This is a genomic window from Paenibacillus qinlingensis, from assembly GCF_031455095.1.
Taxonomy (GTDB): domain Bacteria; phylum Bacillota; class Bacilli; order Paenibacillales; family NBRC-103111; genus Paenibacillus_E; species Paenibacillus_E qinlingensis_A.
Window position 1 is genome coordinate 23461 of sequence record NZ_JAVDSB010000017.1, and the last position, 14998, is coordinate 38458.

14 protein-coding genes are annotated in these 14998 nt (G+C 44.9%); all 14 read right to left on the reverse strand.

Features of this window, described 5'->3' with window-relative positions:
* Positions 1-229: 229 nt before the first annotated feature.
* The 14 genes from serC to J2736_RS28345 all read right to left on the reverse strand — a co-directional run bounded on the left by serC (position 230) and on the right by J2736_RS28345 (position 14987).
* Positions 230-1318 carry a 3-phosphoserine/phosphohydroxythreonine transaminase gene (gene serC / locus J2736_RS28280; protein ID WP_310501930.1) on the reverse strand — a complete coding sequence of 363 codons (1089 nt, stop codon included), beginning with the start codon at positions 1316-1318 and terminating at the stop codon, positions 230-232.
* Positions 1319-1388: 70 nt separating this feature from the next.
* Positions 1389-1907: a mismatch-specific DNA-glycosylase gene (locus J2736_RS28285; protein ID WP_310501931.1), complete on the reverse strand. Its 519-nt coding sequence runs from the start codon at positions 1905-1907 to the stop codon at positions 1389-1391.
* A gap of 24 nt (positions 1908-1931) precedes the next feature.
* On the reverse strand, positions 1932-3164 hold the full coding sequence (locus tag J2736_RS28290) for a DUF1501 domain-containing protein (protein ID WP_310501932.1): 1233 nt from the start codon (positions 3162-3164) through the stop codon (positions 1932-1934).
* A gap of 11 nt (positions 3165-3175) precedes the next feature.
* Positions 3176-4504 (reverse strand): DUF1800 domain-containing protein, encoded by a 1329-nt coding sequence (locus J2736_RS28295; protein WP_310501933.1) that lies wholly within the window; start codon positions 4502-4504, stop codon positions 3176-3178.
* 130 nt (positions 4505-4634) lie between these two features.
* The gene (locus J2736_RS28300) at positions 4635-5186 is read right to left on the reverse strand and encodes an NADPH-dependent FMN reductase (RefSeq protein ID WP_310501934.1); all 552 of its coding nucleotides are present in this window, start codon (positions 5184-5186) and stop codon (positions 4635-4637) included.
* Positions 5187-5346: 160 nt separating this feature from the next.
* Positions 5347-6771: a type I glutamate--ammonia ligase gene (glnA, locus tag J2736_RS28305; RefSeq protein WP_310501935.1), complete on the reverse strand. Its 1425-nt coding sequence runs from the start codon at positions 6769-6771 to the stop codon at positions 5347-5349.
* Positions 6772-7008: 237 nt separating this feature from the next.
* Entirely contained in the window at positions 7009-8052 is a 1044-nt protein-coding gene (aroF, locus tag J2736_RS28310) for a 3-deoxy-7-phosphoheptulonate synthase (RefSeq protein ID WP_310501936.1), read from the reverse strand.
* 155 nt (positions 8053-8207) lie between these two features.
* Complete coding sequence (locus J2736_RS28315) at positions 8208-8747, reverse strand: DUF2062 domain-containing protein (protein WP_310501937.1); 540 nt, start codon at positions 8745-8747, stop codon at positions 8208-8210.
* A 36-nt stretch (positions 8748-8783) separates the two neighbouring features.
* Positions 8784-9740: a 4-hydroxy-3-methylbut-2-enyl diphosphate reductase gene (locus J2736_RS28320; RefSeq protein ID WP_310502018.1), complete on the reverse strand. Its 957-nt coding sequence runs from the start codon at positions 9738-9740 to the stop codon at positions 8784-8786.
* Positions 9741-9785: 45 nt separating this feature from the next.
* Positions 9786-11279 (reverse strand): sensor histidine kinase, encoded by a 1494-nt coding sequence (locus J2736_RS28325; protein ID WP_310501938.1) that lies wholly within the window; start codon positions 11277-11279, stop codon positions 9786-9788.
* A gap of 1 nt (position 11280) precedes the next feature.
* The gene (locus J2736_RS28330) at positions 11281-11970 is read right to left on the reverse strand and encodes a response regulator transcription factor (protein WP_310501939.1); all 690 of its coding nucleotides are present in this window, start codon (positions 11968-11970) and stop codon (positions 11281-11283) included.
* A gap of 120 nt (positions 11971-12090) precedes the next feature.
* Entirely contained in the window at positions 12091-13680 is a 1590-nt protein-coding gene (locus J2736_RS28335) for a S1C family serine protease (RefSeq protein ID WP_310501940.1), read from the reverse strand.
* Positions 13681-13819: 139 nt separating this feature from the next.
* Positions 13820-14233: a YugN family protein gene (locus J2736_RS28340; RefSeq protein ID WP_310501941.1), complete on the reverse strand. Its 414-nt coding sequence runs from the start codon at positions 14231-14233 to the stop codon at positions 13820-13822.
* A 103-nt stretch (positions 14234-14336) separates the two neighbouring features.
* Positions 14337-14987, reverse strand: coding sequence for a response regulator transcription factor (locus J2736_RS28345; RefSeq protein WP_310501942.1), 651 nt, complete (start codon positions 14985-14987; stop codon positions 14337-14339).
* Positions 14988-14998: the final 11 nt, after the last annotated feature.

Sequence of the window (14998 nt, forward strand, 5' to 3'; positions counted from 1 at the left end):
AGAAAAAATATTTTAATTTTTCACTTGATTTTTTCAGAAATGTCGAAATGCCTAGGACCATTATCACCCACTAGATCTAGTTGCAACTTCTCTCTCAATCAACCTCTTTAAACCTTCTCAGAGACCCTCTAGAGGCTTCAGAACACTTTGATTGAAACTCTATGCCTCCGACAAAAAAAAGCTATCCATGCACACACGAGGGTGCCATGAATAGCTTCCTTCTTTTGTATTAGCTGTTGCGTTGTTGGAAATCAGTCATGAATTCAGCAAGTGCTTTACATGAAGCGTAAGGTACAGCGTTATACGTGGATGCACGTAAACCGCCAACGCTGCGGTGACCTTTCAAACCAACAAAACCTTGCCCCTCGGTTTCTTTTATGAATTTCTTTTCCAGCTCTTCATCTTGCAAGCGGAAAGTAATATTCATGTTAGAACGGCTGCCTAGATCTACTGGTCCACGGTAGAAGCCATTGCTGCTATCGATTGCGCTGTAAATGAGGCCTGATTTTTCAATATTATTCTTTTCAATAACTGTTAATCCGCCTTGCTCCTCAATCCATTTCAACACCAGATTCACCATGTAAATGGAATAAGCCGGTGGCGTGTTATAAAGGGAATTGTTTTTGCTATGCGTTTCATAACGCATCATCGTAGGGATTGTTTTCGGCAGATCAACGAGTAAATCGTCTTTAATAATCGCCACAGTCACACCAGACGGTCCAAGGTTCTTCTGTGCTCCCGCATAGATCATGCTGAACTTCGACACATCAACCGGGCGGCTCAAGATATCACTGGACATGTCACCGATTAAAGGTATGTTGCCTGTATCCGGGAAGCTTTGGAACTGCGCACCCTCAATGGTTTCATTGGAAGTGATGTGCAGGTAAGCTGAATTCGGATCAAGGTTAATTTCACTTAGAGCAGGAATTTTCATGAATTTCTGTTCTTTCGAAGATGCCGCAAGCGCCACTTCGCCAAACAGCGCAGCCTCTTGCACAGCTTTCTCAGCCCAAGCGCCTGTCAGCACATAGCTGCCAACCTTGCCAGCTTTTAAGAAATTCATAGGGATCATGGAGAACTGAGAGCTCGCTCCACCTGTCAGAAAGAGAATTTGGTATCCATCTGGAATACCGAAAATACGCTTCAATAGCGCTTGTGTTTCATTATGTACTTGCTCATATTCCGAACTACGGTGAGATATTTCCATGATGGACATGCCAATACCTTTAAAATCAACAAATTCCTCTTGCGCTCTTTGAAGTACTTCGAGCGGTAACGCCGCAGGCCCTGCGTTAAAGTTATAGGCCCTGTTTCCCATGAGTGACCACACCTTTGCTTTTGTATTATGGCTATGATAGCAATATTCTGATCAAGCATCAAGTAAAACCTCAAACAAGCTCTCCAAGCGCAGGTCGAATACCGCTGTAAATTCCAACCATTTCCTCCAGCTTCATCCGAACTAGACCGCTCGAAGACGGGCATACATAATCGACAACACCGTCTACCATCGGGTTCGGTTGAATCCCCCATACAATCCCTCTGCGGCCGCTATATTGCTCATAAACACCTTTCCCCACGAAGCACACAACCTTAGGTCGGAAGTGCTCGATTTTCTCTTTCAAAATACGTCTGCCCTCTCGATACTCCTCCGCCGTGATTTCCGCTGCGGTTAGAGAGGGGCGTGCTACGATATTTGTGAAGCCGTACCCGATTTGAAGGAGATCGCCATCCTCTTGCGGTTTGTAGAGCCTGGGCGTTAAACCCGCTTGCAGCAGGATGCGATAGAATCGATTACTCGGATTCGCATAATGATGCCCCGTTTCGCCAGATCGAATACTCGGGTTATAACCAACGAAGAGAATTTGCAGCCCCTCCGCGATATGATCTGATATTGCTGCTAATTCCAAGCGTGCACCGCCTTCTATCTCTCATTATATGAACTTTAAGTTCTCATAAGATTTGCCCAGCACGCTGGTTGTATCTCCTTTTAACCACGAGTCAATTAACGTGCTATAGACGGATCGGAAATCCACCTCATATTTTAAATCATCATTGTCTAGATTACTCAAGTTGGAATAGGCGCCATACAGCCCGCCTTTTACTTTACCGCCAATAACGAACATCGGCGCCGCTGTACCGTGGTCTGTCCCACCGCTTCCGTTCTCTTTCACGCGACGTCCGAACTCCGAAAATACCATCACAGCCACACGATCCTGTAATCCTTGTGCCTGCAAATCCTGGTAGAAGGCCGTCAGCCCTTCATCGACTTGAGTAAGCATTTGTGCATGCTGCTGCTTTTCATCCGCATGATCATCAAATCCACCTACCTCTACATTGAAGAGTCGCGTACCCGACTTTCCAGCCAACAGCTTCGTCACAAGCTGCAAGTCTCTCGCAAAATTCGAATTCGGGTACTCTATTTTCTTTGTATAGGTGGCGGCCAGTGATTGAATCGCTTCGACGCTCTTATAGGCTTCTGACCCTCTGGTTGATGCAACACGCAGCTGTTCCAACGGATTGGATGCCCCATACATATCCAAGAAGGCTTTGGTTATTCTATTCTTGTCCATGAGTGCCGTCTTAGGATCAAATACATGATAGGATTCCAGGGATTGAATCACGGGAAAGCTGGATTGATCTGAGGCGAATGCTTTGCTGCCTGAACCGCCAATTTGAATCACTTTGAGCGGGTTTGGATTATGCTGCAAGGAAGACTCCGCGTATCTGGCCAACCAGCCGCTGCGGCTGATCTTTGCAGGTTCTGCCGTTTGCCAGATCTCCATAGAGCGAAAGTGGGAACGATTAGGCTCGGGATAACCAACTCCTTGTATAATAGCCATTTTGCCTAACTTATACAACGCCGCTAAGCCCGTGAGACTGGGATGCAGGCCAACTTGATTATTAAGGGTCAAGACTTCTTTTTGCGCATACGCCAGCGTTGGGCGCGTATCATAGTATATGCCTTGTCCATATGGAATCAACGTATTCATGCCGTCATTCCCGCCGCTTAATTGCACAACAACTAGCACCGGGTCATCCACGTCGGGTTCGGAGCTACCAGCCCATATAGATTTCCCTGTTTCTGTGAACAGTGCACCGCCAAGCCCCAGGGTTGCGAATAACGCCGTACCTTTAATTAGAAAATCTCTTCTCGTTAATTTCACAAAGTTCCCCCCTATTTCATTTGAGCTTCTGGACTGATCAATACGAGCTGCAAGAGACCGCGCAAGCCTGTCAGCTTCTGCTTCACTTGCGCGTTATGTACAATGGTATCGTCTGCATACGCACTTAAGCTTCGCTGTGTTTGTTCGGATAAATCCGTAACTCCTATGCGCTCTGCATAAATCTTCGCCCAGGCCAATGACGAATCTCCTTGATCAGGTTTAATTTCTGGCGCGTTCAGCTGTTGCCCGTTCATTTGCTTTGCAATGCCCTCCGCGAACTGATATCTCGCCAATAAGCAATTCGTTGTGAGCCATGAGGCGCCGCCTCTCCAGCCCGCAACGTCAGGAGGGACGAATAGCTCCTGCCCCATCTTGCGCATCGCTTGCGCGTGCCCCTTGGCGACTGAGAGCTTGCAGCTTTTGAGAATACCTGCTACATAATCCGCCGGTGTTTTGATAAGCGCCATCCTATGATTCTCTGCGTAGAATTCATCGGATAGGAATAGTTCTTGCAGCACTTCCCCCACGGTTTGTTTTTGTGTGATTAATGCTGCTAGGCTCTGAACCCAGCTATCCGAAGGTGTATCGGTTGCAAAATAGTGCAACAACTTAACAGCTAAGAACATCGGCAAAGCTTTTTGATGAAATAAAATGTCAATCACATCATCTGCATCTAACTTACCGCTTTCTCCCAGCAATGTTTTGGCATCGTTATCGTGTTGCTTCGCATTATAGTTCACCTTATGTTCGTTCTTATTATACGACCAGCCAGTGAGCGCCCGCGCCGACTCCTTCACATCCGTCTCGGTATAATGGCCGATACCTAGCGTGAATAGCTCCATCACCTCACGTGCATAATTCTCATTCGGCTTGCCCTTCTTGTTCTGATTCACATCCAGCCAAATCATCATGGCAGGGTCCTTGCCGATTTCAGTAAGCAGCTCTTTGAAGTTCCCCAGGGCATAGGTGCGAAAAAGGTCATTTTGTTTCGCCATAAGTGAGGCATCCTTCACTTTATAATTAGCTGTCGCAAAATGACCATGCCAAAACAGCGTCATCTTCTCAATGAGCGGCGTAGGAGAATTGACCATGCGATGCAGCCAATATATCTGCTGATCCACCAGTTGCAGCGGATCCAAGGCTTTTTTACCATCCGAATGAAATTGATCGAAGGGAGCTAGATCCGGTGCTTGATCAAGCACTTTCTTACCGCTGACTAAACGCCGCACCGTTTCCTCCCTGCCTAACGACAAGCAAGTCGCAATCTCCTCTTTCGTTGTACCAAATCCTGCACGACCTAACAAATGAACAACTTCCTTGTTCGTCCATTGAGCTCCCATATTCTTCCCACCGTTCATTTTTTACCACACTGTACCATATAATTGTGTCAAAAGTGTGTAGAAATACAAAAAAGGCCAAGTCTAGTGACTTGGTCCTTTTTGTATTTCTATATATATTAACGCGTTACCCTTATGCTCGTCCCGAAAGCTGCTCAGCAAGCGTAAGAAAAGAGCCGACCACACGACGTATTCTCTTATCGATATCGGGTTGAATGTCTTCGAAGCTAGCATCTACACGGAAGCTCTTCCGTTGATCCCCGCCAATAGAAATCCATTCCGGACAGTTAATTCCGTGAAGATTGCGAACCGTCGTCTGCATCTGTGTCAGCGAGCTGACAGCAACTGCTCCACCTGAGGAGCTGATAGATAGCACGGCTTTATTCTTGAAATGATCCTGCCCAACATGATCAAGCGCATTTTTCAATACCCCCGACATGCCGCTATGATATTCTGGGGTTGCTAGTACAATCGCATCGGCGGACAGCATCGCACGTTTAAATGCCTCCAAGGCTGGGTGAGTGTCCCCTTCAACTTCAGGCGAATAGAACGGTAACGGTGTTCGGAATAGATCTAGGAGTGCTACATCATGTTGTTCCTGCATAGCCAAATGCTGAATATATGCGGCAAGTCTTGTACTTGTAGCAGCGCTATGATTACTTCCCGCAACAATCGTAATTTTCATTAATGTCATCCTTCCTTTGCTAAACATCTCTCGCTAATTATACCTGACAATCATACTTTGTATATATTTATGTTTAGTAATTATTAAAAAAGAAAACTGCTCCTCCATAGCGTCCTATGAAGGGGCAGTTCCTATGATCATACTTGATAAGTGCTAAAGATTAGCAATCGAAGTAAAGGTTGTACTCGTGCGGGTGAATACGGATTGCAACTTGTTTCGCTTCGCCGCGTTTCAAGTCGATGTAGTTATCAATGAAGTCTTGTGTGAATACGCCGCCTTCAAGCAAGAAGTCGGAATCAGCTGCAAGAGCATCCAAAGCTTCGTCTAATGTACCAGGAACGCTGCGGATTTCAGCTTTCTCAGCATCTGACATTTCATAGATATTCGTATCGAAAGGACCGTATCCAAGAGCACGTGGATCGATTTTCTTTTTGATACCGTCAAGGCCAGCCATCAACATTGCTGCGAAAGCAAGGTATGGGTTAGCTGTGCTATCAGGTGTACGGAACTCAATACGGCAACCTTTTGGTGTCACAGCTGCGATTGGAATACGAACTGCTGCAGAACGGTTACCTTTGGAGAATACAAGGTTTACCGGAGCTTCGTAACCAGGAACTAGACGTTTGAAGGAGTTTGTACTTGGGTTCGTGATCGCGATCAACGCTGGAGCGTGATACAGGATACCACCGATGTAGTTGATAGCCATTTCGGAAAGGTTAGCATATGCGCCTTTTTCGTAGAACAAAGGGTTACCTTCGTTGAAAATGGACATATGAACGTGCATTCCGCTACCGTTGTCACCAAATAGTGGTTTCGGCATGAAAGTAGCTACTTTACCGTATTCTCTCGCTGTGTTAGCAACGATGTACTTGTATTTAAGCAGGTTGTCTGCTGTTTTAGTCAATGTGTCAAAACGGAAGTTGATTTCAGCTTGACCAGCTGTTGCCACTTCGTGGTGATGACGTTCGATGCGTAGACCTGCGTCAGCAAGTTTATTACACATTTCGGAACGGATATCTTGTTGAGAATCGATTGGAGCTACTGGAACGTAACCGCCTTTAACTGGAACTTTATAAGCAAGGTTACCGCCTTCTTCTTTACGGCCTGTGTTCCAACCAGCTTCTTCGGAGTCAACTTCGAAATAAGATTTGTTCATACCATTTTCGAAACGTACATCATCAAAAATGAAGAATTCGGATTCTGGCGCGAAGTATGCAGTTGTACCAACACCAGTTGTTTGCAAATACTCTTCAGCCTTTTGAGCGATGCTACGTGGATCACGGTCATAACGGTCGCCTTCAGGTGTATGGATGTTGCTCATAATAACTAGTGTAGGGTGTGCTGTGAAAGGATCTACATACGCAGTTTCCGTATCTGGCATCATTACCATGTCAGATTGTTCAATACCACGGAATCCTGGGATGGAAGAACCGTCAAAAGCTACGCCATTTACGAATGTTTCTTCATCTACTTCTGTAGAAGGCAAAGAGATATGCTGCGCTTTACCGGAAAGACCAACGAAACGAAAATCTACCCACTCAATATTTTTTTCCTTGATAAGGTTCAACACGTTTTGAACTGACATTTAAAAAACCCTCCCATTTCCGTACATTCAACGTACTTTGCATGATTAATGTTCAACTTTTGCTTGTTTTCTTTCACATATTATATAGCGATTCCTCTAAGACAGTCAATACTTATGTCAGGTATTTTTTAAAGATGTGTAAGCTATGCTTACACAATTTCACATAGTTCTCATATATCCAAAAACAGGAAACGGATTCCCCTATTTCTTGGGAATCCGTTGGTCTGAATCCGTATATTAGGCCAAAATAGGCTCTTTCTTCGTATCAAACTTCTTGCCTAGCAATGGAGCCAGCTTCTCAAGATCATTCAGCAAGTGAGCAAATTGATCTGGGAACAACGACTGTACGCCGTCGCCTGTCATTGAATTATCAGGATCCGTGTGCATTTCAATAATTAATCCGTCCGCACCCGCTGCTACAGATGCCTTCGTCATTGGCACTACAAGCTCTCTGCGTCCTGTGCCATGACTTGGATCGGAGATGACTGGCAAGTGACTTAATTGTTTAAGTACAGGAATCGCTGATAAATCTAACGTGTTACGTGTGTAAGTCTCGAATGTACGGATTCCGCGTTCACAAAGCATAACGTTCGGATTGCCGCCAGCAAGAATGTATTCCGCTGCGTTCAAGAATTCGTCATACGTAGAGCTAAATCCACGTTTCAGCAAAACTGGGGTTTGAATCGTTCCTAATTTGCGAAGAAGATCAAAGTTCTGCATATTCCGTGTTCCTACTTGAAGAATGTCCGCGTATTGCGCACAGACATCTACGTACTCCGGCGTCATAACTTCTGTAATCGTAAGTAGACCATGTTTTTTACCTGCTTCTGCCATCATGATCAAACCTTCAACGCCTACACCTTGGAAACTGTAAGGACCTGTTCTTGGTTTAAAAGCACCGCCGCGAAGCACCTGTCCGCCAGCTGCTTTCACTAAGCGCGCAATCTCATCGATTTGCTCTGGTGTTTCTACAGCACAAGGTCCACCCATGACAACAAGTTGTTCGCCACCGATTTCAACACCTTTAATAGAAATAACAGTATCGGCTGGGTGGAAATCGCGGCTAGCCAACTTGTATGATTTCGAAATTTTAACTACTTGCTCTACACCAGACATCTGACGAAGCTGTTCGGCTAATTTCGGATCCGCTTGACCGATGATCCCAATTACTGTACGATCCTCACCTTTGGATACATGAGCTTGAACCCCTTGCTTCTCGATAAATTGGACAATTTCCTGAATACGCTCATCTGACGTTTTGTTCGATGTAATTGCGATCATGTGATCCACGCTCCTAATTCATATGATATGGGATAATTTATTATAAATTTCACTTACACACTTCAACGCTTGTTCGCTTCTACGCTTTTATGCTTTTAACCACTAAAGCAAATATACAACGCTTGACGATATTTCGTCAAGCGCAAATTTATTATCTATTCTTTTGTTTCCGCAGGAGCCAACTGATCCTTACGGATTCTACGTTTTTCTTTACGGCGATTCGTGTGGTATTTAAGTAGGAGCACGACAGGGAAATAGGCAATAAGACCAAGAAAAAGACCAACGACCATCCCACCGACAATTAAATCCAAACCGCTGCGAATAATATTAGAGAGCAGATGCGGCAGATGATGGATCAGATAGATCTTAAAATGCTTCGGCACTAAATATTCCCCGACCTGCTTATTAAGAATGGAAAAAGGTATATAGATGACTTTACCGAACACAAAGCCAATTAATGCCGCAGGCAAGTTCCCTCTCAGTAGATAAACCAAAGGAAAAATAAGAACGAACGCAAATCCTGCTGTCGGTAAAGTGAACATCTCAACGAATAGACCAATCGAAAATCCCCTTGCTACCATGGAAGGTCCACCCTTGGCACGTAAAAGAAGTAAATATTTGAACTTAAACCAACGTTTGGTACTTTTCCAATCGTAGCGAGCTTTCATCATTTTCACCTTCTGAGTACTTTGCATGCTAGTTTCAATCCCGTCGAGTGGAATAAGCAGGAACTACACGGTACTTGCTGCTTTGGATTTAACAGTGGGAATTAGCTTCTTCATATTGATAGTACGTTTTATCTCCCAGCTGGTTTCATCTTTTGCATCGTAGTTCTCCAAGTAGGTAATTACCTCTTTGGTAATCGGTGTTGGCGTGGAAGCCCCGGAGGTTACACCGACTTTACGAACATTGGCTAACCAAGCTAAGTTCAGTTCGGAGACATCCGATATTCGGTACGCCATGACACCAGCGATTTCTTGCGAAACCTGTGCCAAACGGTTCGAATTGTTGCTTTTGGGATCTCCGACAACAATAACAAGATCAACTTCCTTGGCTTGCTCCGCGACAGCTTCTTGACGAACCTGCGTAGCTAAACAAATTTCGTTATGAATTTCGGCTTTTGGAAAAAGATCTAGTAACCGATTCATGATATGCTTGATATCCCATTGGCTCATCGTTGTTTGGTTCGTAATAATAATGCGATTGGACTTCAGCTTGAGCAACTCGGCTTCCTCAAGCTTCTCGATCAGATGAACATGTTCAGGAGCTACGCCGATCGCACCTTCCGGCTCAGGATGTCCTTTTTTACCAATATAAATAATGTCATAACCATCTGCGACTTTCTCACGAATCAAATCGTGTGTCTTCGTCACATCCGGGCACGTCGCGTCAACAACGGTTAAACCTTTGTCACGCGCCATCCGTCTAACTTCAGGAGAAACCCCGTGTGCAGTAAAAATAACAGTACCCGTTTCGACTTTTTCCAAAATCTCTAGACGATTCTCGCCATCGAGTGTAATAACGCCTTCTTCTTTGAAGAAATCCGTGACATGCGCATTATGAACGATCATGCCTAAGATATATATAGGTCTCGGAAGATTTAAATTTTTAGCAGTTTGCATAGCGAGCGCCATTGCATCAACAACCCCATAACAGTAGCCTCTGGGGGATATTCGAACAACTTCCATTTCTTCCACCTGCCTAGCCATCGTATTTCTTCTAATTATATCTGATTATATGGCATGAGGGAAGTTTGCCGGGATCCATATTAAAAATGTACTTCCTTCATCCTTCCGTGTAGTAACTTCAACAGAACCATCATGTTCATCAATGATCCATTTAGCAATGGAAAGTCCTAATCCAGTCCCTGTTGTTACGCCCCTAGACAAGTCAGCGCGATAGAATCGATCGAAAATATGGGGAATATCCTCTTTATCCATCCCTATGCCGGTGTCGGATATACGTATGCCAATAAAGGTGTTCCTCCGTATCGCTTCAATTGAAACAGTCCCAGCCGGCGTGTATTTGAAGGCATTTTCAATAAAAATAAACAGCAATTGCTGCAAGTAATCACGATTCCCTTGCACAATCGCATCCTCAAGCGCATCTAGATTGCCAACCTGCCATTCAGCCGTATGTTCGAGCAACTGCGCCCTCCGTACTACCTCATGCACTAAAGGCTTAAATTCAATGGGTTGTTTCTCCATGAGAACACCCGCGTCAGCCCTCGCAAGTGCGAGCAAGTCGTTGACTAATCTGCTCATTCGCTGAGCTTCCCCGGCAATATCGTGCATCGCTTCCAAGGACATCTGAACTTGCTCCGGCGTCGCCAACGCTTTCGTCCCTGACGTTTGCTTCCACATTTTCTCCAACAAATCCACATTGCCGCGAATTGTCGTTAATGGCGTTCTAAGCTCATGAGAAGCATCCGATACGAATCTACGCTGTGCGCGGTAAGCTTCATCTAATTCCACATACGTAATTTGGATACGCGACAGCATCCCATTAATCGTATTTGTTAACCGCCCTATTTCATCCAGAGGTCCATCATAGTGAATGCGCTTCTCAAGATCGTCACCACTCTCAATTTGGTTCGCTGCGTCAATGACTCGCTCGATTGGTTTGAGTGCCTTACGTGCCAAGAACCAACCTAACGAAGCTGCGACAATGATGGTTAATATAGCCCATATGATGAGGGTGTAACGCAGCGTAACAGCCGTTCGCTCGTAACTGCCAATTGGCACCGCTGATTGCAGAACCCCTATGAGTTTACCCTGATTATCCGAGATGATGCCTAAATTGTAGATTAAGAAATCTTGCCCCAGGATCTTCGTTTTCTGAAAAAGCCCCACTTCATCTTCCTGTTTATCCACCTGCCGTTGCAGCTTATCAATGATGGACTGGTCCATCGGTAACGTTTGGTCATAATATTGCAAATTCTGTGATCGGTTGTAGCTTTTCAGCGCAATATTATATAATTGCAAAAAAGTATTCGTAGTAAAGAAATCTCTACTCTCTAACTCAAGATCGACTACGAGCCCTTTCTGAGAAAGAGCAATGCTTTTTTGGATACGTGAGGAGCTGTTAACGGCCTCCCTCTTTACATCTTGACGGATTTGATCATATAGAAAATAGTTCAAGAAGAAATAAAGAACAATACCGAAGAGCAGCATCGTGATGGCCAAAATGCCTGAATACCAGAGCGTTAGCCGCAAACGAAGCGACATTTTAATTTTCCCCTCTCAATACATAGCCTGCTCCTCGAACCGTTTGGATCAGACGTTTATGACCAAACTCCTCTGTCTTCTGACGAAGCAGCGCTATGTAAACCTCCAGAACATTGGATTCTCCACTGTAATCATAGCCCCATATCTTTTCCATAATAATATCTCGCGAGAGCACTCGTTTGGGATTCTGCATGAACAAATGCAATAAATCGAACTCTTTCGTCGTTAACTCAATCAACTTATCTTCACGGAAAACCTCACGTGTGTCTAAATCCAACACAGCATCTTCAAAGCTGAGCCGGTTGTTCATCTGTTCAGGCCTTTCTGCTCTTCGACGAAGTAATACACGCACTCTGGCAAGGAGTTCTTCCAATGCAAATGGCTTGACCAAATAATCGTCAGCACCGAGATCTAACCCTTTTACGCGATCACTAATCTCGTCCTTCGCAGTCAACATGAGAATTGGCACCTCGCTGCCGCTTTCACGAATGCGTCGAACGACTTCCCAGCCATCAATATGCGGCATCATGACATCAAGAATAATAAGCTGTGGTTCGGTCACCAACATTTGCTTAAGACCTTCTAATCCATTCGCAGCCGTCGTGACTAAGTAGCCTTCAAAAGCAAGTCCTCGTCTGAGCATGGATGTGATTTTCTCATCATCATCAATAACCATAATATTTTCTCTCATTGCTCCGCCCCCATTCTACATCCTATTGTAACAAAATTACCGGTTAGCAAAAAGAAGCAGAGCCTGCAAGCTTGAGGCCGCGGACTCTACTCCTTTCATTTAGTTCTGTATACGTGCAGGTTACTCAGCCGGCGTCTCGGCAAGTGCGTTTTTATCACCAATTGTTACAGGGACTTCCATGCGTTTGCCGTCACGAATAATACCCAATGTCACTTTGTCGCCAACCTTTAAGGTTTGAACCTTCGTAATCAAGTCTTGTGAATTCTTGATCTTCGTACTATTCAAATCTACGATCACATCATATTGGCGAAGACCTGCTTGGAAAGCTGGTGTCTTGCGTGTCACACTACCAACCAAAGCACCATCTGTATTCGACAGCTTCAATTCACTAACCCAGTCTTTGCCGATATCTTGCAGGCCAACCCCTAAGTAAGGAACTGGTTCTTTCGGAATCGTAACATTGTTTTTCAAGTTCTCAAGGACGGAGGAAATCGTACTTGTCGGAATCGCGAAGCCAATCCCTTGTGCTTGCGAGCTTACTGCTGTATTGATTCCAATAACTTCACCGTTCAAATTAAGCAAAGGTCCGCCTGAGTTACCAGGGTTAATGGAAGCATCTGTTTGCAAGAGATGTTTATATTCGCGCGTACCCTTCTCATCAGGAATACTAATTGGACGTTCCTTCGCACTAAGCACACCAACGGTTACCGTATGGTCGAATCCGTACGGATTACCAATCGCAACAACCCAATCCCCTACGTTAACGTCGTCTGCTTTGCCAAGAGGAAGGATAGGGAATTCTTTGTCGCCCTCAATTTTGAGCACGGCTAAATCTAAGTCATAGCTGTTCCCCAACAATTTGGCTTTGAAAGGTTTGTCGTAGCCTTCTACGGTCACTTGAATTTCATCTGCACCGTCAACCACATGCTCGTTCGTTAGGATATAACCTGTTTTCTCAAAAATAAAGCCAGTTCCCATCCCCGCTGGTTGCAGCTGTCCGCTTCCTGCGTCATTTTGATTACTCTTCGGAGTCGTCTGCCCACCGCCATTATCACCAAAGAATTGACGGAAGAACGGATCATCAAAAAGGGAATTACCACCATTGCTTCGGCTTGAAGTCTTCGGCTTTACAAGCGATTCCACTTTTACAATGGCAGGTCCTGCGTTTTGAGCAATCTCCGCAATGTTACCAGGGCGTACTACATCCAAGGCTGCCTTCTTCACATCGCCATTGTTCGAACCATTTGCTACGGTTGTCGGGGAACTCGCGCTGGAAGCAAGCGGCTGGTTACCTGAGAACATGTTCGTCTTATCCGCTGTAAACATCAAACCACCAACAACGATCGCCCCTGCCAGGAAGGCAGCAAATATGCTCTTGACCGAGGAACGCTTCTTGGCATTCGGATCCCAAGCTGCAGGCCCCTGTGGTGAATTCTCTGGTCCGAAGCTGAAAGGACGAAGTGTCTTAGGAGGTGTTACTTCCACATTCGAAGTTCCTTCCGAGTTGGAGGAAGACGTCGTTAAGGCTTGCCCTTCACTTTCTTCATTAAAAGCAGATTTGTATGGCCCATATGAATAATAGTAGGAAGGTCTTTCTTTGTTAGCCTCTTGTCCTTCATTCCCTTGCGTATGCTCTCGTTTCGTCTCTTCGTTGTTATCATTATTCTGCGGCTTGAAAAAGTCGCTGTAGTCTTTTTTATTCTCGTCCATGGGTCTTACCTCCATTGATTAAAATGATAAGTGCATGCTCTCTTGAAGGATCATGTTGTTCTCTATGTGTCTATCATGCACTCACAACCTTAAACGAATATTAAAAAACAATAAAATGGAGGTAAAAATAGGACATATTTTAGTGAATCCAGGCTTGTTCAACTTTTTGGAGCACGTTCGCGGCTTCTTTCACCCATTTATCTTCGATCCCCGCGTCCGAATCCACTGGTGCTTGGAACTGATCAATTAACGCGCCTGCTGTTTCGAGGTCAGCCTCTGGATCTAGCCCTTCATTATAGACATGCTTTAGCACAAAAGGGGTACCTACTTCAACAAGCGCATCGGTCGCTTCGACATCACCGTCAATTCTACCCGTGATCACCTGTACTGGAATTCGCAGCCACACTTTATGCGCTTCATCTAAAGAACGATCAAAGTAGCCATGGTCGTAATCCCAACCGCCGCCCAAATTAAAATCAAACTGTTCAAGCTGGGCACGCACCTTGTCAAATGTTTCTTGAACCTGTTCCAAAGAGGAAGATAGTGATTTCATAGCTATTGGACACTCCTTAAGCGCTCATATTATTTTGCTTACGCATAGAATGTGCCAAATTGACGTTTTTATGTGCAATAATCCCTCTATTTGTTCGATTGTACTAAACCCATCCTTTACGATGAGCAAAAATAGCCAATTGCGTACGATCTTCAAGCTCACACTTCATCAACAGGTTGCTGACGTGTGTTTTCACCGTTTTGATACTAATAAAAAGCTCCTCGGAAATATCCTTGTTGCTTTTCCCTTCGGCAATTAAGAGGAGCACTTCTCGTTCCCGCGCAGTTAGTCCCTCTTGCTCAGGCAATTCATTGCGCTGTCTAATCCCTCTCGTTAGCGCTTGAGACACTTCCGCATTCATAATCGGCATCCCGCGGTACGCGCTCTGAATCGCATGAATCAATTGATCCGAAGAAACCGTCTTCAACATGTAACTAATGGCGCCAGATTCAACAGCCTCTAACACCTTGGCTTCCTCTAGAAAGGAAGTTAACATAATCACTTTCATCTGCGGAAACTTCTCACAAATCAACTTCGTCGCGCCAATCCCATCTAATACTGGCATCGTTAAATCCATCAGAACAACATCTGGCAGTAAAGCATCATGAACTTCATTCAACTGATCAAAAGCCGCTTGACCGTTCGATGCTTCACCTACAACTTCTAATCCAGGCTCAAGCGATATGTAAGTGCGTAAACCTACACGTACCATGTCGTGATCATCAACAATCATCACTTTAATATTCGGATTCACTCTTTTTCCCC

What these genes read in the sequence shown, in the direction of transcription:
- J2736_RS28340 (WP_310501941.1), bottom strand. Translation starts at nt 14,233, where the DNA reads ATGAAATCACTATCTTCCTCTTTGGAACAGGTTCAAGAAACATTTGAC.
- glnA (WP_310501935.1), bottom strand. Translation starts at nt 6,771, where the DNA reads ATGTCAGTTCAAAACGTGTTGAACCTTATCAAGGAAAAAAATATTGAG.
- J2736_RS28320 (WP_310502018.1), bottom strand. Translation starts at nt 9,740, where the DNA reads ATGGAAGTTGTTCGAATATCCCCCAGAGGCTACTGTTATGGGGTTGTT.
- J2736_RS28335 (WP_310501940.1), bottom strand. Translation starts at nt 13,680, where the DNA reads ATGGACGAGAATAAAAAAGACTACAGCGACTTTTTCAAGCCGCAGAAT.
- J2736_RS28300 (WP_310501934.1), bottom strand. Translation starts at nt 5,186, where the DNA reads ATGAAAATTACGATTGTTGCGGGAAGTAATCATAGCGCTGCTACAAGT.
- J2736_RS28315 (WP_310501937.1), bottom strand. Translation starts at nt 8,747, where the DNA reads ATGCAAAGTACTCAGAAGGTGAAAATGATGAAAGCTCGCTACGATTGG.
- aroF (WP_310501936.1), bottom strand. Translation starts at nt 8,052, where the DNA reads ATGATCGCAATTACATCGAACAAAACGTCAGATGAGCGTATTCAGGAA.
- J2736_RS28330 (WP_310501939.1), bottom strand. Translation starts at nt 11,970, where the DNA reads ATGAGAGAAAATATTATGGTTATTGATGATGATGAGAAAATCACATCC.
- serC (WP_310501930.1), bottom strand. Translation starts at nt 1,318, where the DNA reads ATGGGAAACAGGGCCTATAACTTTAACGCAGGGCCTGCGGCGTTACCG.
- J2736_RS28325 (WP_310501938.1), bottom strand. Translation starts at nt 11,279, where the DNA reads ATGTCGCTTCGTTTGCGGCTAACGCTCTGGTATTCAGGCATTTTGGCC.
- J2736_RS28295 (WP_310501933.1), bottom strand. Translation starts at nt 4,504, where the DNA reads ATGGGAGCTCAATGGACGAACAAGGAAGTTGTTCATTTGTTAGGTCGT.